General features: G+C 73.3%; 24 protein-coding genes. 10 read left to right on the top strand and 14 right to left on the bottom strand.

Translation table 11 applies throughout. The features are described from left to right. The 4 genes from QNO07_RS19470 to QNO07_RS19455 all read left to right on the top strand — a co-directional run bounded on the left by QNO07_RS19470 (position 1) and on the right by QNO07_RS19455 (position 5,031). The gene (locus tag QNO07_RS19470; RefSeq protein ID WP_502961885.1) at positions 1-855 is read left to right on the top strand and encodes a thiazole synthase; all 855 of its coding nucleotides are present in this window, start codon (positions 1-3) and stop codon (positions 853-855) included. Positions 856-1,027: 172 nt separating this feature from the next. Further along, positions 1,028-2,959: a Stk1 family PASTA domain-containing Ser/Thr kinase gene (gene pknB / locus QNO07_RS19465; protein ID WP_283993459.1), complete on the top strand. Its 1,932-nt coding sequence runs from the start codon at positions 1,028-1,030 to the stop codon at positions 2,957-2,959. Between the two features lie 309 nt (positions 2,960-3,268). Next, positions 3,269-4,051: a transglycosylase SLT domain-containing protein gene (locus QNO07_RS19460; RefSeq protein WP_283993458.1), complete on the top strand. Its 783-nt coding sequence runs from the start codon at positions 3,269-3,271 to the stop codon at positions 4,049-4,051. A gap of 62 nt (positions 4,052-4,113) precedes the next feature. Further along, the gene (locus tag QNO07_RS19455; protein WP_502961889.1) at positions 4,114-5,031 is read left to right on the top strand and encodes a deoxyribonuclease IV; all 918 of its coding nucleotides are present in this window, start codon (positions 4,114-4,116) and stop codon (positions 5,029-5,031) included. A 10-nt stretch (positions 5,032-5,041) separates the two neighbouring features. On the opposite strand, the gene QNO07_RS19450 is transcribed toward QNO07_RS19455, so the two are convergent. Then, complete coding sequence (locus QNO07_RS19450) at positions 5,042-5,665, bottom strand: sulfite oxidase-like oxidoreductase (RefSeq protein ID WP_283993456.1); 624 nt, start codon at positions 5,663-5,665, stop codon at positions 5,042-5,044. Between the two features lie 194 nt (positions 5,666-5,859). Here QNO07_RS19450 and bfr point away from each other — a divergent pair, with 194 nt between their 5' ends. After that, entirely contained in the window at positions 5,860-6,339 is a 480-nt protein-coding gene (gene bfr / locus QNO07_RS19445) for a bacterioferritin (protein WP_283993455.1), read from the top strand. A 66-nt stretch (positions 6,340-6,405) separates the two neighbouring features. Here bfr and QNO07_RS19440 read toward each other — a convergent pair whose 3' ends face one another. Further along, positions 6,406-6,651 carry a (2Fe-2S)-binding protein gene (locus QNO07_RS19440; RefSeq protein WP_283993512.1) on the bottom strand — a complete coding sequence of 82 codons (246 nt, stop codon included), beginning with the start codon at positions 6,649-6,651 and terminating at the stop codon, positions 6,406-6,408. 162 nt (positions 6,652-6,813) lie between these two features. Next, on the bottom strand, positions 6,814-8,163 hold the full coding sequence (locus tag QNO07_RS19435) for a class II 3-deoxy-7-phosphoheptulonate synthase (RefSeq protein WP_283993454.1): 1,350 nt from the start codon (positions 8,161-8,163) through the stop codon (positions 6,814-6,816). A gap of 341 nt (positions 8,164-8,504) precedes the next feature. Here QNO07_RS19435 and QNO07_RS19430 point away from each other — a divergent pair, with 341 nt between their 5' ends. Beyond that, the gene (locus QNO07_RS19430; RefSeq protein WP_283993453.1) at positions 8,505-10,463 is read left to right on the top strand and encodes an anthranilate synthase family protein; all 1,959 of its coding nucleotides are present in this window, start codon (positions 8,505-8,507) and stop codon (positions 10,461-10,463) included. 55 nt (positions 10,464-10,518) lie between these two features. On the opposite strand, the gene QNO07_RS19425 is transcribed toward QNO07_RS19430, so the two are convergent. The 5 genes from QNO07_RS19425 to QNO07_RS19405 form a co-directional block, all read right to left on the bottom strand. Continuing rightward, positions 10,519-11,532, bottom strand: a complete 1,014-nt coding sequence (locus tag QNO07_RS19425) for a 2-hydroxyacid dehydrogenase (RefSeq protein ID WP_283993452.1) — start codon at positions 11,530-11,532, stop codon at positions 10,519-10,521. A gap of 88 nt (positions 11,533-11,620) precedes the next feature. Next, a complete protein-coding gene (locus QNO07_RS19420; protein WP_283993451.1) occupies positions 11,621-12,619 on the bottom strand; it encodes an ATP-dependent 6-phosphofructokinase in 999 nt (332 codons plus the stop codon). Between the two features lie 64 nt (positions 12,620-12,683). Next, positions 12,684-13,373 carry a response regulator gene (locus tag QNO07_RS19415; RefSeq protein WP_283993450.1) on the bottom strand — a complete coding sequence of 230 codons (690 nt, stop codon included), beginning with the start codon at positions 13,371-13,373 and terminating at the stop codon, positions 12,684-12,686. Then, positions 13,366-14,562 carry a MacS family sensor histidine kinase gene (gene macS, locus QNO07_RS19410; protein ID WP_502961884.1) on the bottom strand — a complete coding sequence of 399 codons (1,197 nt, stop codon included), beginning with the start codon at positions 14,560-14,562 and terminating at the stop codon, positions 13,366-13,368. The genes QNO07_RS19415 and macS overlap by 8 nt, the downstream gene beginning before the upstream one ends. 40 nt (positions 14,563-14,602) lie before the next feature. Then, complete coding sequence (locus tag QNO07_RS19405) at positions 14,603-15,352, bottom strand: lysophospholipid acyltransferase family protein (RefSeq protein WP_283993511.1); 750 nt, start codon at positions 15,350-15,352, stop codon at positions 14,603-14,605. 203 nt (positions 15,353-15,555) lie between these two features. On the opposite strand from QNO07_RS19405, the gene QNO07_RS19400 reads away from it, so the two are divergent. The 3 genes from QNO07_RS19400 (at position 15,556) to QNO07_RS19390 (ending at position 17,423) form a co-directional block, all read left to right on the top strand. Then, a complete protein-coding gene (locus tag QNO07_RS19400) occupies positions 15,556-16,326 on the top strand; it encodes an alpha/beta hydrolase (protein ID WP_283993448.1) in 771 nt (256 codons plus the stop codon). Then, positions 16,313-17,086 carry a hypothetical protein gene (locus QNO07_RS19395; protein ID WP_283993447.1) on the top strand — a complete coding sequence of 258 codons (774 nt, stop codon included), beginning with the start codon at positions 16,313-16,315 and terminating at the stop codon, positions 17,084-17,086. Before QNO07_RS19400 ends, QNO07_RS19395 begins: the two co-directional genes overlap by 14 nt. Positions 17,087-17,195: 109 nt before the next feature. Further along, positions 17,196-17,423, top strand: a complete 228-nt coding sequence (locus QNO07_RS19390; RefSeq protein WP_283993446.1) for a hypothetical protein — start codon at positions 17,196-17,198, stop codon at positions 17,421-17,423. On the opposite strand, the gene QNO07_RS19385 is transcribed toward QNO07_RS19390, so the two are convergent. The 6 genes from QNO07_RS19385 to QNO07_RS19360 all read right to left on the bottom strand — a co-directional run bounded on the left by QNO07_RS19385 (position 17,417) and on the right by QNO07_RS19360 (position 22,609). Further along, positions 17,417-18,232, bottom strand: a complete 816-nt coding sequence (locus tag QNO07_RS19385; RefSeq protein WP_283993445.1) for an endonuclease/exonuclease/phosphatase family protein — start codon at positions 18,230-18,232, stop codon at positions 17,417-17,419. The two genes, QNO07_RS19390 and QNO07_RS19385, sit on opposite strands and share 7 nt — an antisense overlap. A 123-nt stretch (positions 18,233-18,355) precedes the next feature. Beyond that, a complete protein-coding gene (locus tag QNO07_RS19380; RefSeq protein ID WP_283993444.1) occupies positions 18,356-19,297 on the bottom strand; it encodes an ROK family glucokinase in 942 nt (313 codons plus the stop codon). A 127-nt stretch (positions 19,298-19,424) separates the two neighbouring features. Continuing rightward, complete coding sequence (locus QNO07_RS19375; protein ID WP_283993443.1) at positions 19,425-20,039, bottom strand: DUF5304 domain-containing protein; 615 nt, start codon at positions 20,037-20,039, stop codon at positions 19,425-19,427. 49 nt (positions 20,040-20,088) lie between these two features. Continuing rightward, positions 20,089-21,240, bottom strand: a complete 1,152-nt coding sequence (locus QNO07_RS19370; protein WP_283993442.1) for an ArsA family ATPase — start codon at positions 21,238-21,240, stop codon at positions 20,089-20,091. A 1-nt stretch (position 21,241) separates the two neighbouring features. Beyond that, entirely contained in the window at positions 21,242-21,700 is a 459-nt protein-coding gene (locus tag QNO07_RS19365; RefSeq protein ID WP_283993441.1) for an SRPBCC family protein, read from the bottom strand. 138 nt (positions 21,701-21,838) lie between these two features. Next, positions 21,839-22,609, bottom strand: coding sequence for a metallophosphoesterase family protein (locus tag QNO07_RS19360; RefSeq protein ID WP_283993439.1), 771 nt, complete (start codon positions 22,607-22,609; stop codon positions 21,839-21,841). Positions 22,610-23,002: 393 nt separating this feature from the next. Here QNO07_RS19360 and QNO07_RS19355 point away from each other — a divergent pair, with 393 nt between their 5' ends. Continuing rightward, on the top strand, positions 23,003-24,805 hold the full coding sequence (locus QNO07_RS19355; protein ID WP_283993438.1) for an AMP-dependent synthetase/ligase: 1,803 nt from the start codon (positions 23,003-23,005) through the stop codon (positions 24,803-24,805). Positions 24,806-24,808 lie beyond the last annotated feature (3 nt).

Below are 24,808 nucleotides of genomic sequence, written 5' to 3'. Positions count from 1 at the left end.
GTGGACGGCACGAGCAACGGCACCGGCGGCAGCACGACGGGCGCGGAAGCGCCGGAGGCGCCGGACGGGCTGCGGATCGGCGGGCTGCGGCTGGGCTCCCGGCTGATCATGGGGACCGGCGGCGCGCCGAGCCTGGACGTGCTGGAGCGCGCGCTGGTGGCGTCCGGCACCGAACTCACCACGGTCGCGATGCGGCGGCTCGACCCGTCGGTACGCGGTTCGGTGCTGTCGGTCCTGGAGCGGCTGGGCATCCGGGCGCTGCCGAACACGGCGGGCTGCTACACCGCGGGGGAGGCGGTGCTGACGGCTCGGCTGGCGCGGGAGGCACTGGGCACCGACCTGGTGAAGCTCGAGGTGATCGCCGACGAGCGCACCTTGCTGCCCGACCCGGTGGAGACGCTGGACGCCGCCGAGACCCTGGTCGACGACGGTTTCACCGTGCTCCCCTACACCAGCGACGACCCGGTCCTGGCCCGCAGGCTGGAGGACGTGGGATGTGCGGCGGTGATGCCGCTGGGCTCACCCATCGGCTCCGGGCTGGGCATCCGCAACCCGCACAACTTCCAGCTCATCACCGAGCGCGCCCGGGTCCCCGTGATCCTCGACGCCGGCGCGGGCACGGCGTCCGACGTGGCGCTGGCGATGGAGCTGGGGTGCGACGCGGTGATGCTGGCGTCGGCGGTGACCCGGGCGCAGGAACCGGTGCTGATGGCGGAGGCGATGCGCCACGCCGTGCTCGCCGGGCGGCTGGCCCGGCGGGCCGGACGCATCCCCCGCCGCCACTTCGCCGAGGCGTCCTCACCGGTTGACGGCCGCGCCGAACTCGACCCGGAGCGCCCCGCCTTCACCGTCTGACGTCCGCCGACCTCCGCTGACCTCCCCCTGGGGTCCGCCCGACGTCCGCGAGCGGCCGGCGGGCCGGGCGGTCGCGCGACGGACGCGGTCCTGTCACCGTTCCGCTGCAACCCGGCTCGCCGGGCGCCCTGCCCGCCGACGTGCGGGCTACCGGCTCGTAGACTCCGGTGCTGTGGACACCACCCTTCAGGACCCGCTGATCGGGCACATGCTGGACGGCCGGTACCGCGTCGAGGCGCGGATCGCCGTCGGCGGCATGGCCACGGTCTACCGGGCCGTCGACACCCGGCTGGACCGGGTGCTGGCGCTGAAGGTCATGCACCCGGCGCTCGCCGTCGACGCGCAGTTCGTCGCACGGTTCATCCGCGAGGCCAAGTCGGCCGCCCGGCTGGCGCACACCAACGTGGTGGGCGTCTTCGACCAGGGCACCGACGGCGGTTACGTCTACCTCGCCATGGAGTACGTGGCGGGCTGCACGCTGCGGGACGTCCTGGTGCGGCGGCGGGCGCTTCAGCCGCGGGCCGCGCTGGACATCCTGGAGCCGGTCCTGGCGGCCCTGGGCGCGGCCCACCGGGCGCAGCTGGTGCACCGCGACATGAAGCCGGAGAACGTGCTCATCGGCGACGACGGGCGGGTGAAGGTCGCCGACTTCGGCCTGGTGAGGGCGGTGGACGCGCAGACGTCCACGTCCACCACCGCGGTGATGGGCACGGTCTCCTACCTCGCGCCCGAGCAGATCGAGCACGGCACGGCGGACACGACCGCCGACATCTACGCCTGCGGCGTGATGCTGTACGAGATGCTGACCGGCGCCAAACCGCACACCGGCAGCACACCGGCCCAGGTGATGTACCAGCACCTGCACCGCGACGTACCGGCGCCGTCCGCCCTGGTCCCCGGGCTCGCTCCGGGGCTGGACGCCCTGGTGGCACGCGCCGCCGCCCGCGACCCCCGGCAGCGCCCGGCGGACGCGGTGGGGATGCTGCAGGAGGTGCGCCGGGCCCGCGCGGCGCTGAGCGACGCGGAGCTGGACGCGGTGCCGCCGCGCGCCGGGGACGGCTCAGCGGACGACGTGGACCCCGCAGGCTCCAGCGCCGGCGCGGGCGGCCCCGACGACTCCCCCACCACCGTGCTGTCCGGCGCGGCGGTGGACCGGACCAGCGTGCTGGCCGCCGAGCCGCTCGCCGGGGCCGGGGGCGGACCCACCGCCGCGCCGGGCCGTCCGCGGCGGTCCCGCAGGTCGGTGCTGGCGCTGATCGGCACGGTCCTGCTGGTGCTGGGGGTGGGCACCGGTGTCTGGTACATCAACTCCGGCCAGTTCACCCACACGCCCGGGGTGCTGCGCATGCCGGAGGCGCAGGCCGTCACGGCGGTCACCGACGCCGGGCTGCGGGCGCAGGTCACGCGGGAGCACAGCAGCACCGTGCCGCGGGGCCGGGTGGTGGAGACCGACCCGGTGCCCGGTGCCCGCATCCGCGGCAACAGCACCGTCACGCTCACCGTCTCGCGCGGCCCGGACGTGGTGAAGGTGCCGCGGCTCACCGGTGTGCCGCTGGCCGAGGCCCGCAAGCGGCTGAAGCAGGCCGGTCTGGAGCCGGCGACGGTCAAGCGGGAGTTCCACGACGAGGTCGAGCAGGGCGCGGTGGTCCGCACCGACCCCAGGGCAGGGGTGGAGCGGCGGCCCGGCAGCGCGGTGTCGCTGGTCGTCTCCAAGGGCGAGGAGCTGGACCTGCCCGACGTCGTCGGCGTCAAGGAGGCGACGGCCCGCGAGGAGCTGGAGGGCACCGGCTTCGAGGTCCGCGTGGCGTCCCGGCAGGTGCACTCCGAGCGGCCGGCCGGCACGGTCGCCCGGATGTCGCCGAAGGCGGGCGGTACCGGGGCGAGGGGCGACACGGTCACCCTGACGCTGTCCAAGGGCCCGGAGATGGTGGCGGTACCCGACGTGATCGGGGCCGAGGAGGACGAGGCGGTGCGCACGATGGAGGCCGCCGGTTTTGAGGTGAAGGTCCGCCGGGTGTTCTTCACCGGCGAGGTCTTCAACCAGTCCGTGGACGGCGGCGAACGCGCGCCGAAGGGCTCCACCATCACCCTCTGGATTCGCTGACACGATTCGCTGACACTGGGTGCGACCGCAACTTCGCACCGTGTTTCAACCCTCGCCCGGCTGTGATGTGCGGCATAGGACGCATCTCACCTACGACCCGGATTAGTGGCCCGTTCCCGCCGTTGGAGCGGGCATCGACCGCCTGCCGCACCCCCCTCGCCCACTATCGGCAGTAGTAGGGGCGCCCTTTGCCCTGCGAATTTCCGACCGCTAAGACTTCTCTCCGTCGCCCGGCGTCGTGACCGCTCACGGCCCGTCCCGCCCTCCGGCAACCGGCGATCCACGCGAAGGGGAAAGGTCAGCTCCACCATGCCCGAAGCCAAGACGTACGACTGGCGTCGCGCCGTCACCCGGTCGCAGAGGTTCTCCGCGATCGGCGTCACCGCTGCGGCTGGCGTCGCGACCCTGGCACTGAGCCTGGCGCCCGGCGGCACCGAGTCCGACACCGCGAGCCTGCAGGCCGAGCCGGCCGCCCTCCAGTCGCTGACCGGGCACATACCCGCCCAGCGGGCGGACATCGGCCGCCAGCACGAGGCCGTCGCCCAGCGCGCCATCGAGGCGCAGCAGGCAGCCGACGCCAAGAAGGCCACCGAGGCGAAGAAGGCCGCGGACGCCAAGAAGGCCGCCGAAGCCAAGGCTGAGGCCAGGAAGGCCGCCGAGACGAAGAAGGCGGCCGAGGCCAAGAAGGCCGCCGAGGCCAAGGCGAAGGCCGAGCGCGGCAGCGCGACCACCGCCAGCCGGACCGCGCAGCGCACCGCTCCCGCCGCCTACGGCAACAACCTGGACGGCTGGATTCGCCAGTCCCTCGACATCATGCGGGCGAACGGCATCCCGGGCAGCTACGACGGCATCCACCGCAACGTGCTGCGGGAGTCCGGCGGCGACCCGAACGCGATCAACGACTGGGACATCAACGCCCAGAACGGCACGCCCTCGATCGGCCTGCTCCAGGTGATCCAGCCCACCTTCGACGCGTACCACGTCTCGGGCACCGAGCGGAGCCTGTACAACCCGGTGGCCAACATCGTCGCCGCCTGCAACTACGCGGCGGACCGCTACGGCTCCATCGACAACGTCTTCGGGGCCTACTGACAGGCGCCACCACGGGCCCTGGCACCCTTGGGAGGGTGAACACCCGCACCTCCTCCCTCCCCGTGCCGGGGCCCGGCCGGGCCCGCAACCCCGTCGGCAGCCACGTCCCGGTGGCCGGCGGGCTCGCCGCCACCGGCCTTGCCTACGCCCGCGAGCTGGGCGCCGAGACGCTCCAGGTCTTCGTCGCCAACCCGCGCGGCTGGGCCACCCCACCGGGCGCCCCGCAGCAGGACGAGGCGTTCCGCGAGGCCTGCGAGGCCGAGTCGCTGCCGGTCTACGTGCACGCGCCCTACCTGATCAACTTCGGCTCCCACACCCCCGCGACCGTCGACCGCTCGGTGGACTCGCTGCGGCACTCGCTGCGGCGCGGCCGGGTGATCGGCGCGCGCGGCGTGGTCGTGCACACCGGTTCCGCTACGGGCGGCCGGGAGCGGGCGGTGGCGCTGGCCCAGGTCCGGGAGCGGCTGCTGCCGCTGCTGGAGGAGCTGACCGCGGACGACGACCCGTGGCTGCTGCTGGAGCCGACGGCCGGGCAGGGGGCGTCACTGTGCTCGCTGGCGGAGGACCTGGGGCCCTACTTCGACGCCCTGGACCGGCACCCCAGGCTGGGCGTCTGCCTGGACACCTGCCACGCCTTCGCCGCCGGGCACGACATGGCCGCACCGGGCGGCACCAAGCTGCTGCTGGACGAGCTGGTGGACACCACCGGCGAGGGCCGGCTGAAGCTCGTCCACGCCAACGACTCCAAGGACGTGTGCGGCGCCCGCAAGGACCGGCACGAGAACATCGGCTCCGGCCACATCGGCGCCGGCGCCTTCGCGGACCTCTTCGACCACCCCGCCACCGCCGGGGTGCCGCTGGTCATCGAGACGCCCGGCGGCAAGGAGGGCCACGCCGCCGACGTCGCCCGCCTCCAGCGGCTGCGCGACGGCGGGACCAGCCAGGAGGACGAGCGGGGGGACGGGCGGGAGGACGGGTGACCCGTCCCCGTCACAGCTCCGGGCCCTCGCCGGGCTCCTCCTGGTAGGAGTAGCGCTGCTCGCGCCACGGGTCGCCGACGTTGTGGTAGCCGCGCTCCTCCCAGAAGCCGCGCCGGTCGGCCGTCATGTACTCCACGCCGCGCACCCATTTCGGGCCCTTCCAGGCGTAGAGGTGCGGCACGACGAGGCGGACCGGGAAGCCGTGCTCGGCGGTCAGCGGCTCACCGGAGCGGTGGGTGGCGAAGAGCGCGTCAGGGCGGTCGAAGTCGACCAGTCGCAGGTTGGAGCTGAAGCCGTACTCGGCCCACACCATCACATGGGTGGTCTCCGGGGCGGGCGGGGCCAGCTCCAGCACGGTGCGCGCGGGCACGCCGCCCCACTCCACGCCGCGCATGCTGAACTTGGTGACGCAGTGCAGGTCGGCGGTGACCGTCTCGTGAGGCAGGGACGAGAACTGCTCGTGGTTCCAGCAGTGCTTGTCGCCGTCCGCGGTGGCGCCGAAGACGCGGAACTCCCAGCGGTCGGCCTTGAACCTCGGCACCGGGCCGTAGTGGGTGACCGGCCAGCCCCGCTGGGGCCTCTGTCCTGGTGGAAGGCTGTCCTGTTCCCCTTCATGGCTTACCGGCTGACCCATGTGTCCATGGTGACAGACGGGTACGGGTGGTCCCGACCGCCCGCGGGCCGAACCTGCCGGGAATCAGGGCAATTTCGGTAAGCCTGCACTTACTGGACGTGATCGCTGGGGGAGTGCGAGGATTCAGCGCACTACCCCACAGAATCTTGCCGGGCACGCAGCCTGCCCGCACCGCTTGGAAGGAGACCGCCGCGATGCAGGGCGATCCCGAGGTCATCGAATTCCTCAACGAGCAGCTCACGGCCGAGCTGACCGCGATCAACCAGTACTTCCTGCACGCGAAGATGCAGGAGAACTTCGGCTGGACGAAGCTGGCGAAGTACACCCGCGCCGAGTCCTTCGACGAGATGAAGCACGCCGAGGTGCTGACCGACCGCATCCTCTTCCTGGACGGGCTGCCGAACTACCAGCGCCTGTTCCACGTCCGGGTGGGCCAGACGGTCACCGAGATGTTCCAGGCGGACCGGATGATCGAGGTCGAGGCCATCGACCGGCTCAAGCGCGGCATCGAGGTGATGCGGGCGAAGAACGACATCACCTCGGCCAACATCTTCGAGGAGATCCTCGCCGACGAGGAGCACCACATCGACTACCTGGACACCCAGCTGGAGCTGGTGGAGAAGCTCGGCGAGGCGCTGTACATCGCCCAGCTCATCGAGCAGCCCGAGAGCTGACACACACCACGCAGGCACCGGCTCGTCCGCCCGCGGCGGACGGCCCGGAAAGTGCTGCCGGGCCGCTCAGGCGGCTTCGGCGACGCCAGCCGTCGCCGCAGGCGCGGCGAGCGCGGCCACGGCGCTCTCCGCCGCGGACTCCCTGCGGGGGCAGCCGCCCCGGCCGAGCAGGCCCTGGATGCGGCGCACACACGAGCCGCAGTCGGTGCCGGCCTTGCTGGCGGAGGCGATCTGGCGGGGTGTGCAGGCCCCGGCAGACGCGTGCTCACGGACCTGCTGCTCGGTGATGCCGAAGCAGGAGCAGACGTACACGCGGACACCTCCGGAGCGGCTCAATCGGTGAGGTTAACCTAACCTTACCCGCCGGGCGGTGTCCAGGAAACGGGCTGGGGCGCGGATCGCTGTGATCCGCGCCCCAGATCGTTTCCGACCGGTGGCGGCCCTGCCCGCGAACGGGCAGGCCGCCGGTGGTTCCTACTGGTCCCGGTACATCTCCGCCACCAGGAAGGCCAGGTCCAGCGACTGGCTGCGGTTCAGCCGGGGGTCGCAGGCCGTCTCGTAGCGCTGGTGCAGGTCGTCGACGAAGATCTCGTCGCCGCCGCCCACACACTCGGTGACGTCGTCACCGGTCAGCTCGACGTGGATGCCGCCCGGGTGCGTGCCGAGGCCCTTGTGCACCTCGAAGAAGCCCTTGACCTCGTCGAGCACGTCGTCGAAGCGCCGGGTCTTGTGCCCGGACGCCGCCTCGAAGGTGTTGCCGTGCATCGGGTCGCACACCCACGCCACCTTGGCACCGGAGGCGGTGACCTTCTCCACCAGGGTCGGCAGCCGGTCGCGGACCTTGTCCGCGCCCATGCGGGTGATGAAGGTGAGCCGGCCGGCCTCCCGCTCGGGGTCGAGCCGGTCGATCAGCGTCAGGGCGTCCTCGGGAGTCGTGGTCGGCCCCAGCTTCACCCCGATCGGGTTGCTGATCCGCGAGGCGAACTCGATGTGCGCGCCGTCGAGCTGGCGGGTGCGCTCACCGATCCACACCATGTGGCCGGAGACGTCGTACAGCTGGCCGCTGCGGGAGTCGGTGCGGGTCAGCGCGCCCTCGTAGTCGAGCAGCAGCGCCTCGTGCGAGGCGAAGAACTCGACCGTCTTGAACTCCTCCGGGTCCACCCCGCAGGCGTTCATGAAGTTCAGCGCCCGGTCGATCTCCCTGGCCAGCGCCTCGTAGCGCTGCCCGGAGGGCGAGTTCTTCACGAAGTCCTGGTTCCAGGCGTGCACCTGCCGCAGGTCGGCGTAGCCGCCGGTGGTGAAGGCGCGCACCAGGTTCAGCGTGGACGCCGACGCGTGGTACATGCGCTTCAGCCGCTGCGGGTCCGGAAGACGCTCCGCCTCGGTGAACCCGAAACCGTTGACCGAGTCGCCGCGGTAGGTCGGCAGGGTGACGCCGTCGCGGGTCTCGGTCGGCTTCGAGCGGGGCTTGCTGTACTGGCCGGCGATCCGGCCGACCTTCACCACCGGCACCGAGCCGGCGTAGGTGAGGACCGCGCCCATCTGGAGCAGCGTCTTCAGCTTGTTGCGGATGTGCTCCGCGGACACGCCGTCGAAGGCCTCCGCGCAGTCACCGCCCTGGAGCAGGAACGCCTCGCCGCGGGCGACGGCGGCCAGCCGGTCCTTGAGCTGGTCGCACTCTCCGGCGAAGACGAGCGGCGGATAGGACTCCAGCTCGGCGATCACATCGCGCAGGGCCTCGGCGTCCGGGTAGTCGGGCTGCTGCGCCGCGGGCAGGTCTCGCCAGGTGCGGGCACCGGCGTCGGTATTGGCGTTCACGGTCACGCGTCCAGGTTACGGGGTCGCGCGGGCCGTTCCGCGCGGTGACCGGTGGGTGAGACGGACCGTCCACGGACGGCGGCGCGCCCGACGTGCGGCTTTCGGTGTCGCCGCCCGCCGACTGCGGTAACCTGCCGCCATGTTCGCGCATCCCGCTCTCCGCACCGCATGCACCTGGTGGTGGCCCGCTTCACCGGCGGCCCACTGACTGCGCGTACACCCGACTGTTGACGCGAAGGCCGCCCGGAGGGCGGCCTTCGGCGTGTTCGCGGGTCGTGTCACCTCCGTGACGGTCCTCCCTGCCCCCTGGACCACCGGCTCACCCGAGCCGTCCCGGAAGGAAGACCATGACCGCACGCACAGTGCTGGACCGCCTGCTCGACGCCGACTGCCCCCCGTTCGCCCTGCTGCGCCGCCGCACCCCCGGCCGGGACCACCGCACGGTGGAGGTGCTGGTCGGCGAGGTCGCGGAGGTCGACCGCCTGGCCGCCGTGCCCGACGGGCCGCACGGGGCACTGGCGCTGGTGCCGTTCCGACAGATCGCCGAACGGGGCTTCGACGTCCGCGACGACGGCACCCCGCTCTCCGTCCTGGTGCCCGCCGAGCGGTACGAGCTGCCGCTGGCCGAGGTCCTGGCCGCGCTGCCCGACCACCCGGTGGAGGTGGCGGACGAGGGCTTCGACGTCGAGGACGGCACGTACGAGGAGATCGTGCGGCGGATCGTCCGCGACGAGATCGCCACCGGTGAGGGCGCCAACTTCGTGGTCCGCCGCACCTTCCGCGGCGCGATCGCAGGCTACCGGCCCGCCGACGTGCTGGCCCTGTTCCGCAGGCTGCTCACCGCCGAACGCGGCGCCTACTGGACGTTCGCGGTGCACACCGGTCAGCGCACCCTGGTCGGCGCCAGCCCGGAGGTGCACGTGCGGATGAGCGGCGGCACGGTCGTGATGAACCCGATCAGCGGCACCTACCGCTATCCGCCGGGCGGGCCGACGGCCGACGGGCTGCTGCGGTTCCTCGGCGACCGCAAGGAGCGCGAGGAGCTGTCGATGGTCGTCGACGAGGAGCTGAAGATGATGTGCACCGTCGGGGACCGCGGCGGGGTGGTCGTCGGTCCCCGGCTGAAGGAGATGGCCCACCTGGCCCACACCGAGTACGAGCTGCGCGGGCGCAGCACGCTCGACGCCCGGTCGGTGCTGCGGGAGACGATGTTCGCGGCGACGGTGACGGGCAGCCCGGTGGAGAACGCCTGCCGGGTGATCAGCCGGTACGAGCCGACCGGGCGCGGCTACTACGCCGGCGCGCTCGCCCTGTTCGGTCCGCCGTCGCCGGACGGTTCACAGGACCTGGACTCGCCCATCCTGATCCGCACCGCGGACATCGACGCGGCGACCGGCAGACTCAGGGTGCCGGTGGGTGCGACGCTGGTCCGCGACTCGGACCCGGCGAGCGAGGTGGCGGAGACGCACGCCAAGGCCGCCGGGGTGCTGGCGGCGCTGGGGGTGCGGCCCGGCCGCCCGCTGCCGCCGCGCTCAACGGAGCCGCTGGCCGACGATCCGCGGGTGCGGGCGGCGCTCGCCGCACGCCGCGCGGACCTGGCGCCGTTCTGGCTGCGGATGCAGCCGGCGGCCGCTGCCTCCGAGGGCGCCGCTCCCGACTCCTCCTCGACGGGCCACGCAGCCGTGCCCGAAGACGGCGGCGGCAGCGTCGGCGGGGAGGTGCTGGTGGTCGACGGCGAGGACACCTTCACCTCCATGCTGGCGCACCTGCTGCGCTCGGCCGGCCGGCCGGTGACCGTGCTGCGCCACGACGAGCCGGGGCTGCGGGACCTCGCACTCGCCCACCGCGGCCCGGTGGTGCTGGGCCCGGGCCCCGGCGACCCGCGGGACACCTCCGACACCAGGATGCGGCTGCTGCGTGGGCTGGCCGCCGGCCTGCTGCGCCGGGAGGGCGGCGCGTCCGGGCTGCTGGGTGTGTGCCTGGGCCACGAACTGCTCGCCGCGGAACTGGGCCTGGACCTCGTGCGCAAGGCGGCCCCGCAGCAGGGCGCGCAGGAGCGGATCGACCTCTTCGGCCGGCTGGAGACGGTCGGGTTCTACAACTCCTACACCGCGCGCTGCGACGCGCACGCCGAGCAGGCGCTGGCGGCCCGCGGCGTCGAACTGAGCCGCGACCCGGCCAGCGGCGACGTGCACGCGCTGCGCGGCCCCGGCTTCGCCGGCGTGCAGTTCCACCCCGAGTCGGTGCTGACCCGCAACGGCCCGGGCATCGTGGCGGGGCTGCTCACGGCGGCCGCGGTGCGCTGACCTCTCCGGCCGCTGCCGGCCCGGCCCCCGGCACCCGCCGGGGGCCGGCCGCGCGTCAGCGGGTGCCGGGCGGGCGGCCGGGGGCGGTGAGCACGTTCTCCCCGACCCGGCCCGCGAAATAGTCGTCGATGTTGCGCACCGTGGTGTCGATGATCTGCCCGACCGCCTCGCGCGTGTAGTACGCCTGGTGGGAACTGACCAGCACGTTGCTGAACGACATCAGCCGCACCAGCGTGTCGTCGGCGATGACCTCGAGCGACTTGTCCTGGTAGAACAGGCCCGCCTCGGCCTCGTACACGTCCAGGCCCACACCGGTGAAGCGGCCCGCCTTCAGCTCGTCGACCAGTGCCTCGGCGTCCACCAGGCCGCCCCGGCTGGAGTTGACGAGGATGGCGTCGTCCTTCATCGAGCGCAGGGCGTCCCGGCCGAGCAGGTGGTGGGTCTGCGGCAGCAGCGGTACGTGCAGGCTGATCAGGTCGGACTGCGCGAGCAGCTCGGGCAGCCCGGTGTACTCCATGCCGAGGGCGCGGCAGGCCGGGTTCTCAGCGATGTCCCAGCCGAGAAGGCGCATGCCGAAGCCGTGCGCGATGCGGGTGAACGCCTCCCCGATCTTGCCGGTGCCGACCACACCGACGGTCCGTCCGTGCATGTCGCGGCCCAGCAGCCCGTCCAGCCGGAAGTCGAACTCGCGGGTGCGGCGGGCGGCGCGGACGATCCTGCGGTTGACGGCCATCGCCAGGGTCCAGGCGAACTCGGCGACGGAGTAGGGCGAGTAGGAGGAGACGCGGGCCACGGTGAAGCCGAGTCCGGCCGCCGCGTCCAGGTCGATGTTGTTGAAGCCGGTGGCCCGCTGGGCGATCATCCGGGTGCCGCCCGCGGCGAGCGTGCGCAGCACGTCCGCGTCGAGTTCGGCGTTGACGCTGACGCTCACGACCTCGTGGCCGGCGGCGATCGGCGCGGTGTCCCCGTTCATGAACACGTCAAGGCAGCGGACCTGGTGTCGGTCGGCGAACGCCCGCTCGATGAGGGGCTTCTCGTCGGTCTGCACTCCGAAGGCGAGGATCTGCACAGCTCGAATATAGGGCCTGCGCCCGGAGGGACGACGCCGAGCGGCCGATCCGCGTCCGGTCCGCGTCCGGTCCGCGTCCGGCCTTCGGTCAGCCGAAGAAGATCTCGTTCTCGGCGTAGCGGGCGGCGTCGACGCACTTGGGTGCGGCCACCGCAGCGGCGAGCGGGGTACGCACGATGTCGGTGCCGCGCAGCGCGACCATCGAGCCCCAGGCGCCGTCGTGCGCGGCGTCGACGGCGTGCAGGCCGAAGCGGGTGGCGAGCCAGCGGTCCTGCGGGCTGGGGGTGCCGCCGCGCTGGATGTGGCCGAGCACCGTGGTGCGCGCCTCGTGGCCGGTGCGGTGCTCGATCGCGTTGCCCAGCCACTCCCCCACGCCGGACAGCCCCTCCAGCTCCACACCGCCGCCCCTGGGCTGCGCGCTGTCGGCGACCACCACGATCGGGGAGTAGGTGGCGCGGAACCGGGACGTCACATGCGCGCAGACCTCGTCCAGGTCGAAGGGCCGCTCGGGGATGAGCACGCAGTTGGCCCCTCCGGCCAGACCGGCGTGCACCGCGATCCAGCCGGTGCTGCGGCCCATCACCTCCACCACGAGCACCCGCTTGTGCGACTCCGCGGTGGTGTGCAGCCGGTCGATGGCCTCGGTCGCGACGTTGACGGCGGTGTCGAAGCCGATGGTGTAGTCGGTGCCGGCGATGTCGTTGTCGATGGTCTTGGGCACGCCCACGCAGGGGATGCCGTAGCGGTCGGCGAGAACGGCGGCCCGGGCGAGGGTGTTGATGCCGCCGAACACCACCAGCGCGTCGAGCCGGTGGGCGTCGAGCGTGCGGCGGATGCGGTCCGGGCCGTCGGGCACGGCGACCGGGTCGGTGCGGGACGAGCCGAGAATGGTGCCGCCGCGCGGCAGGGTGCCCCGGACCGCGGGGATGTCCAGCGGCACGGTGTTGTCCCCCAGGACGCCCAGCCACCCGTCCCGGAACCCGACGAAGGAGTCGCCGTGCTCCTGGACGCCCTTGCGCACGAGGGCGCGGATGCCCGCGTTCAGTCCCGGGCAGTCGCTGCCGCCGGTCAGTACCCCGATCCGCATGGCGTGTCCTCTCCGCGTTGCCTGGCAGGTGATCGTTCCCCGCGCCACGTTACGCCAGCGGACGTCAGTCGTCGTCGAGCCCGCGCTCTATCGCGTAGCGCACCAGCTCGACGCGGTTGTGCAGTTGGAGCTTGCCGAGGGTGTTCTGCACGTGGTTCTGGACCGTGCGGTGGGAGATCACCAGCCGCTCGGCGATCTGCTTGTAGGACAGGCCCTTGGCGACCAGCCGCAGCACCTCGGTCTCCCGCTCGGTGAGCTGCGGCGCTGCCGGGCCGTTCGAGCTGGGCGGCGGTGCCTCTCCGGCCAGCCGCCGGTACTCGCCCAGGACCAGGCCGGCGAGGCCGGGGGTGAAGACCGCGTCGCCCGCGGCGGTGCGGCGGACCGCGTCCACCAGCTCCTCGGTACTGGCCGACTTGACCAGGTAGCCGGTGGCGCCGGACTTGACCGCCTCCAGCACGTCGGCGTGCTCCCCGCTGGCGGAGAGCACCAGCACCCGCAGCGTCGAGCCCTCCCCCACCAGGCGCTTGCATACCTCCACGCCGGGCAGGCCGGGCAGGTTGAGGTCGAGCACCAGTACGTCGGGGCGGACCGCCTCGGCCCGGCGCACGGCCTGCGGGCCGTCACCGGCGGTCGCCACCACGTCGAAGCCGGCCTGGGCCAGGTCTCGGGCGACGGCGTCCCGCCACATCGGATGGTCGTCGACGACCATCACCCGTACGGTCCGTGCGTTCGGCGTGCCGTGCGTCTCAGTCATGTCTGGGCACCTTCAACTCGACTTCGGTGCCCTGCCCGGGCACGGACTCCCACCGGGCGCTTCCGCCCACTTCCTCCAGCCGCCCGCGAATGGACAGCGACACTCCCATCCGGCCCTCCGCCTCGGCCGCCGCCAGCCGGCCGGCCGGAATGCCGGGGCCGTCGTCGCGCACCGTGACCAGCACCGCGTCGCCCTCGTCCTCGACGAGGATCCAGGCGCGGGCGCCGTCCCCGGCGTGCACGCGGACGTTGTCCAGGGCCGCGCCGACGGCGGCCGCGACCGAACCGGCCGCCGGTTCGGGCAGCGGCACCGGCTCGCCCGGGGCGGACAGCGACACGGCGGAACCGGCGTACCCGGCGAGCAGCTCCCGCAGGTCGCGGACCCCGCCGTCCCGGGGCGGCGGCAGGGCCGCGGCGCCCTGACCGGGCGGTGCATCCGCCGCAGCGGGGCCGGGCGGCGGGCCCGAGGCGACCAGGGTGCGCAGGGCGACCTCCTGCTCACCGGCGAGGCGGCCCAGGTCGGCGGCGTCACCGCCCAGCGCCGTGCCGCGCCGCTGCACCATCGCCAGCACCTGCAGCACACCGTCGTGGATGTCGCGGGCCAGCCGCTCCCGTTCGCGGGTGGCCGCGTCGACGCGCAGCGCCTCGGCGAGGGTGCGCTCACTGGCCCGGGCGACCTCGACGACGTAGCCGATGGCGATGCTGGCCACCAGCACGAGCAGCACGTTGTGCACCGTGTCGCGGGAGACGGCACCGCGTTCGAGGACGTTGGCCGCGCCGATGACGAGCGAGGCACCCGCCGCCCAGCGCCAGCCGCCCTTGATGGCGAACGCCAGCACGGACCCGGCGACCCAGATCGAGGGCAGCGTCGGGCCGACCGCGTCGGACGGGTCGGCCAGCCGGCTGAGCATGATGCCGGTGACGGCGACGGTGATGTCGCAGGCCAGGAAGCGGCGGGTGCAGCGCTCGGCCGACGAGACCCGGCCGAGGGTGGCAAGCGTCCACCCGGCCAGGAAGGTGAGGAAGACCGCACCGACCAGGGGGCGGGTGTAGTCGGCGTGGTTGTAGCCGAACAGGGCGACGGCGTAGACCAGGGTCAGCAGCCGGTACCCGGTCAGGGCGCGCCACAGCGGCTGCTCAACGGACATGCGCTGCGGTCGCCGTGCCGCCTGCGGTGCTCTGCCGGCCATGCTGGCCCCCCGTTCCCCGTTCCCCCTGCGAACCACCGGCTCAGACGGGACTTATGTCCGCCCGCCCGGCTTTCTCCGCCTCCCTGGCGGCAGCCTTCTCCTCCTCGGCCCGCTTCTTGGCGGCCTCCGCGATCTGCCGCTTGGCGGCGGTGGCGTACATGTCGACGTACTCCTGACCGGAGAGTTTCATGATCTCGTACATGACCTCGTCGGTGAGGGAGCGCTGGATGAAGCGGTCGCCGTCCATGCCGTGGTAGCGGCTGAAGTCGAGCGGGGCACCGATCCGGATACCGGGCCGCATCAGCTTGGGCACCACCTTGCCGGGCGGCTGGATCTTCTCCGTGTCGATCATCGCCACCGGCACCACGGGCGCGCCCGTGGCCAGGGCGATGCGGGCCAGGCCTCCGGGCTTGCCCCGGTACAGCCGCCCGTCGGGCGAGCGGGTGCCCTCGGGGTAGATGCCGAACAGCTCACCGCGGTCGAGGACCTGCGCCGCGCTCCTGATCGCCGCCTCCGCCGCTCCCCGTGCGCCCGAGCGGTCCACGGGAAGCTGGCCGACGCCCTTGAAGAAGGCTGCGGTCAACTTCCCCTTGACCCCCGGGGAGGTGAAGTACTCGGCCTTCGCCACGAACGTGACCTTGCGGTCCAGAACGGCCGGCAGGAAGAACGAGTCCGAGAAGGACAGGTGATTGCTCGCCAGAATCGCCGGGCCGTCGGCGGGAATGTTCTCCAGCCCCTCGACCCAGGGCCGGAAGGCAAGCTTGAGCGACCCTCCGACCGACAGCTTCATTGCTCCGTACAACAACCGCCAACCTCCTGTTTCACCGCGAGAACCTTATCCCCCTGCGCGCCGCCGGCGCCCCTGGGCGTCGGCGGACCCACCCCCGGCCCGGCAGCCCGGTCCCGGGCCGGCCACCGGGCTACCGGGTGACCGACCGCCCGCGTAGGGTGGCAGGACCCCTGTCACGCATCCGTCCGAACGGAGACCCCACGGTGCCGCTGCTTCCCGGGTCAGAACCGATGCACCACGAAGGCTCAGAAATCGGTGTCCTGCTCTGTCACGGATTCACCGGCACGCCCCAGTCCATGCGCCCCTGGGCGCAGTACCTGGCGGACCGGGGGCTGACGGTGTCGCTGCCGCTGCTGCCCGGGCACGGCACCCGGTGGGAGGACATGCAGGTCACCGGCTGGCAGGACTGGTACGCCACGGTGGACCACGAGTTGCGCGCCCTGACCGAGCGGTGCGAGCAGGTCTTCGTGTGCGGCCTGTCCATGGGCGGCGCCCTCGCTCTGCGGCTCGCCGCCAAGCACGGGCCGGCGGTGGAGGGCGTGGTGGTCGTCAACCCGGGGATGACCTTCCCCCGCGCACAGGGGCTCGCCCTGCCGGTGGTGCGCCACCTCGTGCGCTCCACCAAGGGTGTGGCGAACGACATCGCCAAGGAGGGCGCGACGGAGCTCGCCTACGAACGGGTGCCGCTGCACGCGGCGCACTCGCTGAACGCCTTCTTCAAGCTGGTGCGCAGCGAACTGCCGCAGGTCACCCAGCCGTTGCTGGTGCTGCACAGCCGGGTGGACCACGTGGTGCCGCCGACCGACTCGGCGGTGGTGCTCAGCTCGGTGTCGTCCACGGACGTGACCGAGACGGTCCTGGAGCGGAGCCTGCACGTGGCGACGCTGGACCACGACGCGGAGCGGATCTTCGCGGACTCGTACGGATTCATCAGCCGGCTGGCAGCGAGGAAGACGGCACGTGACGGAGCGTGAGCAGGGCCGGGGGGACGGCCGCGAGCCCCTCGACGAGGACGCCGCCTGGGCGCAGATCGTCGCCGGCTACGGCGAGGAACCGCCGGACCCGCCCGGCTTCCGCCCGGCGGGCGCCGGGCCCGCCCGCGACGGCTCAGCGCCGGACGCCGGGCGCACCGTACACGGCGAGGGCTCCGCGCCGGGCCTGGACGACGGCCGCGGGACGGCCGGCGACGCTCCCCGCACCGACCGCGGCGACGCGGGGGGTGACGGACGGGACGGTGACGCGCGGGACGGGGACACCCTGGACCGCGGCGCGCAGGACGGCGACACCCTGGAGCGGGACGACGCGCGGGACGGGGACGCGCAGGACGCCCAGACCGCCCAGACCGCCCAGACCGAGGACGGGCAGAACGGGCAGGACGGGGATGCGCAGGACGGGCCGGACGGGCCGCGGCGGAGCCTGACGGTGTACGCGGCGGGCACCGGTCCGCGGGACTGGAAGCCGGCGCCGCCCTCCGAGGAGGACGACCACTTCGTGCCGCCCGACCCGCCGCCCCCGCCGAGGGGCGACACGGTCACCCGCTTCGCCTGGCTGGCCGTGCTGGGCGGGCCCGCGCTGCTGTTCGGCACCGTGCTGTTCCAGCTGGACATGACGTGGTGGATCACCACGCTGGGCATCGGCGGTTTCCTCGGCGGGTTCGGCACGCTGGTGGCCAGGATGCGTGACGGCCGGGAGGACGACGGGTTTGACGACCCCGGCAGGGGCGCCGTGGTCTGACGCAGCCAGGAGGGCCGGTTCGCTGCCGGAACCTGGACATGCGCCCCGCCGTCCCGCCGCGCGATGATGGTTCTTGAACGGGGACATCTCGACGGACGGGGGAACGGCCGTGTTGGATCTTCTGGTGATCTTCTCGGTGATAGCGCTGCTGACGGGCTGGATGATCGTGGTGCTGCTGCGCCGCGACTCCGGCGCACGGACCCACACCACCGAGGGCCGGGCCGTCGAGGCCGAGGCCCGGGGGCGATTCGAGGGCCTTGCGGGCGACAGCCGCTGCCTGGACGGCAACGTGGCGTACGCCCGCAGCGAGGCGATCCGCAAGAGCAACCGCTACTGACTTCCCAGCTCCCGGGCCCGACCGCCCTCACCGCCGCCGGTGGTGGCGGCGGCGGTCGGCGGCACGCGGAGGGCGGCCAGGACGGGCAGGTGGTCCGTCGCCGCGCACAGGTCGGCCGCGGTGATCCCGGGCAGCCCGGTCGGCACGCCGCACCCCAGCACCTCCACCGGCCCCCGGGTGAGCACCGCGTCGATGCGCTGGTGCGGGCGTCGCGGCTCCGAGGTCAGCTCGCCGCCCCAGGGCGCGACCGACCAGCAGTCCTGGAGTTCGGAGGTCAGCCGCCTGAACGCACGGCCCTGGGGACGCTCGTTGAGGTCCCCGGCGGCGACCGCGCACAGCGGGTCGGTCGCCGCGAGCCGGCCCAGCAGCATGCCTGCCTGGGCGTGCCGCTCGTCCTTCTGCAGACTGAGGTGGCAGCTGACGACGGCCAGACGGGTGCTCTCGCCGAACCGCAGCACCGCGGTGGCGAAGCCCCGCCGGTGCAGGCCGGGGGTCTGCGGCAGCAGCACGTCCTCAGTGCGGTCCACGGAGGCGCGCAGCGAGGCAAGGATCATGGTGCCGTTGGCGGTGGCGCCGCCGGTGACGTGGAACAGCCCGGTCAGCCGGCACAGGCGGGCGGCGTGCTTGCGCCACCGGAAGAACCGCGGCGCCTCCTGCACGCAGACGACGTCCGGGGCGCAGGCCCGGATGACCCGGGCCAGCGCCCCCACGTCGTCATGCATGGAACGGATGTTGTAGCTGAGCACGCGGACCACGGCGGAGCCGTCGGGGTCGGTGCGGGACGCGGGCAGGTCGGCGAGCGGCGTCATGGCCCCACGCTAACGGCCCGGACCCCGTGCCGCAGCGCACCGCCGGGCCTCCCGCCAGGTCCGCTCGAAGGGCGGGCCGGGCGGTTGGCCGGCGGTTGACCGGGCGGCCCTGACGGGGGCGGGTCAGCCCTGACGGGCGAGGTCGGCGGCACCGACCAGGCCCGCCTTGTTGCCGAGCTGGGCGGCGAGCACCTGCGCCTGGGGACGCCAGTGGCCGCCGACGAGCCAGCGGCGGTAGGACTTCCGAATGGGGTCGAGCACCAGCTCGCCCTCGTCGGAGACGCCGCCGCCGACGATGAACGCGCCCGGGTCGAACAGCGAGGCCAGGTCGGCCAGGCCCGCGCCGGCCCAGCGTGCCAGCTCCCGGAAGGAGTCGATCGCCACCGGGTCGCCCTGACGGGCGGCCGAGCTGACGTGCTTGCCCTGGACGCCCTCGGGGGTGCCGTCGCCGAGCCCCAGCAGGATGCCCGCGTTCTCCGGCGTGGCCGCCGCCCGCTGCCGGGCGTAACGCACCAGGGCGCTGCCGGAGGCGTACTGCTCCCAGCAGCCCTGGTTGCCGCAGCCGCACAGCAGGCCGTCGGGCACCATGCGGATGTGGCCGAACTCCGCGGCCACTCCGAACCGGCCGCGGTGCAGCCGCCCGCCGATGATGATGCCGCCGCCCAGGCCCGTGCCGAGCGTGATGCACACGACGTCGCCGTGGCCCTGTCCGGCACCGAAGCGGTACTCGCCCCAGGCCGCCGCGTTGGCGTCGTTCTCGATGACGACGGGCAGGCCGATGCGCTGTTCGACGCGGTCCTTCAGCGGCTCGTGCCGCCAGCTGAGGTTCGGCGTGAACAGCACGGTGGCACGCTTGTCGTCGACGTAACCGGGTGCGCCGATGCCGACCGCGTCGACCGTGTACTCGGCACTGGCCTCGCGGACCGCGTTGGCGATGCCGTCGATCACGCCCTCGGCTGTCTGGGGGGTGGGCACCCTGCTGGTCTTGAGGATGTTGCCGTCCTCGTCGACCACGCCGGCGGCCACCTTCGTACCGCCGATGTCGACGCCAATGGTGAGTCCCATATGTCCCTCAGTTACTCGCTCGGTCCCCGCTGTGGGAACACCGTACCGGAGGGCGGAAGGGCTCCCGCGCCGCTTCGGGACCGCGGCGGGGCCTCAGCCGGGCCCCGCTGAGGCCGCCGACCCGGCCTCAGTCGAGATCGATGCGCTCGGTACCGGCAGGGCCGTCCTCGCCCCGGCCTCGGCCGGTTTCGCGGTCGCCGTCGTTCCGCTTGTCCTGCGCGGCGTCCCCGGCGGCAGGCTGGTCACCGGCGCGGCCCGCGGGGTCCGTTGCCTCTGCGGGGTCTGCGGGGTCTGCCGCCTCAGCGGGGCCTGCGGGGTCTGCGGTGTCGACCGGGGTGGTCTCGGGCCGGTCGCCGCGGGTCCAGCGCTGCTCGTGGCCGCTGACCGCGGCGCGGTAGGCGGCCAGCAGCTCGGAACCGGCCGCGGAGAGGTGCTGGAACACCTGCGGGTTGCGTTCGACGACCGGCTCCACGACAGCCCGCGCGCCTTCCGCGAACTGCCGGGCGGCCCGCTCGGCGGACTGCGCCGCGGACTGCGCGGCGACCGATCCGGCAGCGGACCCGGTGAGCGGACCGGCGAGATCGGCGATCCGCTGCGCCACGGTGTCGGCGAGCTTGCGCAGCTCCTCCGCCGCACTGCCGGGCGGGGTGCCGTAGCGCTCACGGCGGCGCGCCTGCTCGGCGGCGAGATCCTCGGCGCAGGCGTCGGCCCAGGCGTCGGTGGGATCGGTGGCATCGCTCATGGCGGACTCCTGCGGGCGCGAGCGGGATGTACCTCTTCGACAGTACCGGTCAGTCGCCGTCGGGCCACAGTCCGGGGTCGGGCACGAAGCGTACCGACAGCTCCCCGTCGGCCAGCCGGGCGCCGGCCACGCTGCAGCGGCGCAGTGCCGCGTCCAACAGCAGCGCGCGGCGGAACGGCCCGGCGGTGACGATCACCTCGTCGCCGCGGCGGACGAGCTGCAGCTCCTCCTTCACCGCTCCGGGCAGCGGCAGCCGCCACACCAGCTCGCCGTCCTCGGCGAGCCGGTCCACCACCCGGGCCTCGGGACGCGGGGCCGGGTCGGCGAGGGGCGGCACCCCGAGCGCGGCCAGCGCACCGGTGCCGGCGGGCGGCGGCCCCAGGTGCGGCAGCTCCACCAGCGGCACCGGGCCGAGCGTTCCGGCGAGTTCCTTGAGCGCGCGGCGCTGCTCCTCCTGGAGGGCGACCAGCCAGGGGTCGGGCGAGACCTCCGGCAGCATCCGGTTGGCGAGCACCGCGTCGACCGGCAGGCCCAGCAGCGCGAGGCCCTGGCGGGCTTCGGCCACCGCCCCGGCGGCGGCCGGCCCGGGCTCGGTGACCAGCACCGCCGAGGTGCCGTCGGCGTACAGCACGTCCTGCACCGCGGCGAGTTCGCCGTGCCACCGCTCGGCAGCCTCGTAGAGGCGGCGGGCCGGCATCGGCACCCCGGCCAGCTGGGCCAGCACCGGCCGCAGGGCGCGGGCGGCCTGGCGCTCGGCGGGCAGCAGGCGGGTCAGGTAGCGGCGCAGTTGCTCCGGCAGTGCGAGCAGCCGCACGGCGTCCGGCGCCGGCGGCAGATCCACGACGAGCACCTCGTGCTCCCCGTCGCGGTGGGTGGCGAGCAGGGCCCGCAGCAGCGCGAAGTCGGCGGCGCCGGGGAGTTCGGTGAGTTCGTCCTCGTCCAGCGGCTGCGAGCCCAGCAGGTCGAGCAGCGAGGCGCCGCGGGACTGCAGGCCGAGGGCGTGGGCGCGGAACGTGGCGGCGGGGTCGACGGCCACGGCCGTGAAGCCTTCGCCGTCCGCGGCCCTCCGGTCGGCGCTGATCAGCGCGGTGCGCCGCCCGTCGGCCGCGGCGGCGCGCGCGGTGGCGGCGGCGACCGTGGTGCGTCCCGCGCCGCCGGTCCCGGTGACGAGTACGACGCGCGGACCGGGGGCGGGCGGCACCTCAGGCCTTGCCGGTGGCGGCGCCGGACTCGACCCGCTTCTTCAGCCCGTCCAGCGCGCGGTCGATGATGACCTTCTCCGCCTTGCGCTTGATCATGCCGAGCATGGGGATCTTGACGTCCACGGTGAGCTGGTAGGTGACCTCGGTGCGGGCGCCGCCGTCGAGCGGCTTCAGCAGGTAGGCCCCGTCCAGCGCGCGCAGCATCTGCGACTTCACCAGCGACCAGCGGACCTCGCCGGGGGCGGGCCACTCGTAGCCGAGGGTGTGCTCGTCCTTGATGGCTCCCGCGTCGAGCAGCAGCCTCACCTGCTGGGCGCGCCCGTGCTCGTCGGTGGAGACCACCTCGGCCTCCTTCACCTCTCCCGTCCACTCCGGGTAACGGGCGAAGTCGGCGATCACGTCCATGACCTCGGCCGGTGCCGCGTCGATCGTGATGCTCGACCTGGTGTGTTCCGCCATCGCCCTGGCTCCTCCGCTGAACCCGTGTGTGCCGCTGTGGTCTCAAGCTGTGGTCTGAAGCGCGCGGACGCCGGGTGCGCCCCGCGCACCGCGTCCCGCCTGCGTTCCCGAGGCTACCGCGCTGCGGGCGGGCGGCCGTCACCACTCCAGGACGAAGGGCCGCCCGTGGGACGCGAAATGGCCGACGTTGACACACTCGGTGGCGCCGACCCGCATACGGCGGGCCAGCGGCTGGTGCACGTGGCCGAACAGGGCGTAGCGGGGGCGCACCTCCCGGATGGCGTCGAGCAGTGCGGCGCTACCGCGCTCGAACCGGCGCGCGACGACGTCGTAGCACAGCTCGGGGACGTCCGGCGGGATGTGCGAGCAGAGCACGTCGACCGGGCCGAGCGCGGCGACCTTCTCCGCGTAGACGTCGTCGTCGATCTCGAAGGGCGTGTTCATCGGCGTGCGCAGACCGCCGCCGACGAAGCCGACGGTGAGTCCACCGATGACGGCGGTCGTCCCGTCGAGCACCGTGGTGCCGTCCTCGGTGAACTCGGGCCACAGCCGGGGTATGTCGACATTGCCGTAGGTGGCGTACGTCGGGTCGGGGAAGGCGGCGAAGAGTTCCGCGTACTGCTTGCGTACGGCGCTCTCGATCGCGGCGGCCCGGTCCATGCCGGACCACAGGCTGCGGGAGAACTCCCGGGCCTCGGTGAAGCGGCGTGCGGTGCGCAGTTCCACGATGCGGTCGGCCGCCTCCTCGCCGAACAGGTCGGGGAAGATGCCGCGCGAGTGGTCGGCGTAGTCCAGGAAGAGGATCAGGTCGCCCAGGCAGATCAGCGCGTCCGCGCCGTCGCCTGCCCGTGCGAGGTCCTCGGCGTTGCCGTGCACATCACTGACCACATGAATCCGTGTCCCAGGCATGCGGTCAGCCTAAGGCTCCGCCCAGCGGTCCCGGTGGGAGACGGTGGCAGCCGCGGGGGCGCCGGGGTGCGACTGTGCGCCGGGAGGTGCAGCGGCGCGCCGGGGAGGCGCCGGTCGGGGGCGGAAGGCGGTCGCTTCCAGGTCAGGGGGACGGTGGACTAGGGTTCTCACCAGGGGGCTGTCCCAGGCGGCCCTTTGGGGGGCGACTGGGGGCGACTCGCCTCCCGGGCATATGTGACACAGCGAACATCTGGCCTTTCCCCCTGTACCGACGGCCATACCGATGGGTAACGTCCGGGCCGTCCACCCCCGGGGCCGCGAACGCCCAGGGGCGAGCCAACGGAGGCCGACCCGCAGCGGCCCCCGTTCCGGCGCCGATGAGGAGCAGCAGTCTTGCGCGAGTTCAGCCTTCCGGCCCTGTACGAGGTCCCCGCGGACGGAAACCTGACTGATCTGATCCGTCGGAACGCCGTCCAGCACTCCGATGTGGCGGTGATCGCCCGCAAGGCCCCCGGCACCGCCGGTGGCGGCTGGCAGGACCTGACGGCCAGGGAGTTCCTCGCCGAGGTCCGCACCGCCGCCAAGGGGCTGATCGCGGCGGGTGTGCAGCCGGGCGACCGCGTCGCACTGATGTCGCGCACCCGCTACGAGTGGACGCTGCTGGACTTCGCCATCTGGAGCGCCGGCGGGGTGACCGTGCCGGTCTACGAGACCAGCTCCCCCGAGCAGGTGGCCTGGATCCTCGGTGACTCGGGGGCCGTCGCCATCCTGGTGGAGACCGCCGCGCACGCCGAGTGCGTCGCGTCCGTGTCCGCCGAGCTGTCCGAGCTGCGCCGGGTGTGGACCATCGACGACGGCGCCGTGGCCGAGCTGGGGGCGGCCGGCGCGGAGATCAGCGAGGAGACGGTGGACGAGCGCAGCTCGACCGCCCACGCCGACTCCCCGGCCACCATCGTCTACACCTCCGGCACCACCGGGCGCCCCAAGGGCTGCGTGCTGACGCACCGTTCGTTCTTCGCCGAGTGCGGCAACGTCGTGGAGCGGCTGCGCCCGCTGTTCCGTACCGGGGAGTCCTCGGTCCTGCTGTTCCTCCCGGCCGCGCACGTCTTCGGGCGCATGGTGCAGCTGGCGGCGGTGATGGCACCGATCCGCCTGGGCCACGTGCCCGACGTGAAGAACCTCACCGACGAGCTGGCCTCGTTCCAGCCGACCATCGTGCTCGGCGTGCCGCGCGTCTTCGAGAAGGTCTACAACTCGGCGCGGGCCAAGGCGCAGGCCGACGGCAAGGGCAAGATCTTCGACCGGGCGTCGGCCACCGCGATCGCGTGGAGCCGGGCCATGGACGACCCCGCCGGGCCGTCGCTGCGGCTGAAACTCACCCACAAGCTGTTCGACAAGCTCGTCTTCTCCAAGCTCCGCGCGGTACTGGGCGGCCGCGCGACGCACGCCATCTCCGGCGGCGCGGCGCTCGGCGAGCGCCTGGGCCACTTCTACCGCGGCATCGGGTTCACCGTGCTGGAGGGCTACGGACTGACCGAGACCTGCGCGGCGACGGGCTTCAACCCGTGGGACCGGCAGAAGATCGGCACGGTCGGCCAGCCGCTGCCGGGCTCGGTGGTGCGGATCGCCGACGACGGCGAGGTGCTGCTGCACGGCGACCACCTGTTCACCGGTTACTGGAACAACAAGGCCGCCACCGACGAGGCACTCGCCGACGGCTGGTTCCACACCGGTGACATCGGCACACTCGACGAGGACGGCTATCTCGCCATCACCGGGCGCAAGAAGGAGATCCTGGTGACGGCGGGCGGCAAGAACGTCGCCCCGGCGGTCATCGAGGACCGCATCCGCGCCCACGCGCTGGTCGGCGAGTGCATGGTGGTCGGCGACGGGCGGCCGTTCGTGGCCGCCCTGATCACCCTGGACGAGGAGTTCCTGCCGCGCTGGGCGGCCGAGCACGGCAAGGACAAGCTCTCACACGCCGAACTGCTCGCCGACGCCGATCTGCTCGCCGCGGTGCAGGGCGCGGTGGACGACGGCAACGCCGCCGTGTCGCGCGCCGAGTCGGTGCGCAAGTTCCGGGTGCTGGACGCCCAGTTCAGCGAGGAGTCCGGGCATGTCACGCCGTCGCTGAAGCTCAAGCGCAACGTGGTCGTGAAGGACTTCGCACAGGAGATCGAAGCCCTCTACTCCTGACGG

This window comes from Streptomyces sp. 549 (assembly GCF_030124175.1).
GTDB lineage: Bacteria > Actinomycetota > Actinomycetes > Streptomycetales > Streptomycetaceae > Streptomyces.
This window is presented reverse-complemented; position numbering and strand designations above follow the sequence as displayed.

Coding starts and splice junctions, on each gene's coding strand:
- QNO07_RS19460 (WP_283993458.1), top strand. CDS start 3,269: ATGCCCGAAGCCAAGACGTACGACTGGCGTCGCGCCGTCACCCGGTCG.
- QNO07_RS19450 (WP_283993456.1), bottom strand. CDS start 5,665: ATGGGTCAGCCGGTAAGCCATGAAGGGGAACAGGACAGCCTTCCACCA.
- bfr (WP_283993455.1), top strand. CDS start 5,860: ATGCAGGGCGATCCCGAGGTCATCGAATTCCTCAACGAGCAGCTCACG.
- QNO07_RS19430 (WP_283993453.1), top strand. CDS start 8,505: ATGACCGCACGCACAGTGCTGGACCGCCTGCTCGACGCCGACTGCCCC.
- QNO07_RS19420 (WP_283993451.1), bottom strand. CDS start 12,619: ATGCGGATCGGGGTACTGACCGGCGGCAGCGACTGCCCGGGACTGAAC.
- QNO07_RS19415 (WP_283993450.1), bottom strand. CDS start 13,373: ATGACTGAGACGCACGGCACGCCGAACGCACGGACCGTACGGGTGATG.
- macS (WP_502961884.1), bottom strand. CDS start 14,562: ATGGCCGGCAGAGCACCGCAGGCGGCACGGCGACCGCAGCGCATGTCC.
- QNO07_RS19405 (WP_283993511.1), bottom strand. CDS start 15,352: ATGAAGCTGTCGGTCGGAGGGTCGCTCAAGCTTGCCTTCCGGCCCTGG.
- QNO07_RS19385 (WP_283993445.1), bottom strand. CDS start 18,232: ATGACGCCGCTCGCCGACCTGCCCGCGTCCCGCACCGACCCCGACGGC.
- QNO07_RS19380 (WP_283993444.1), bottom strand. CDS start 19,297: ATGGGACTCACCATTGGCGTCGACATCGGCGGTACGAAGGTGGCCGCC.
- QNO07_RS19375 (WP_283993443.1), bottom strand. CDS start 20,039: ATGAGCGATGCCACCGATCCCACCGACGCCTGGGCCGACGCCTGCGCC.
- QNO07_RS19365 (WP_283993441.1), bottom strand. CDS start 21,700: ATGGCGGAACACACCAGGTCGAGCATCACGATCGACGCGGCACCGGCC.
- QNO07_RS19360 (WP_283993439.1), bottom strand. CDS start 22,609: ATGCCTGGGACACGGATTCATGTGGTCAGTGATGTGCACGGCAACGCC.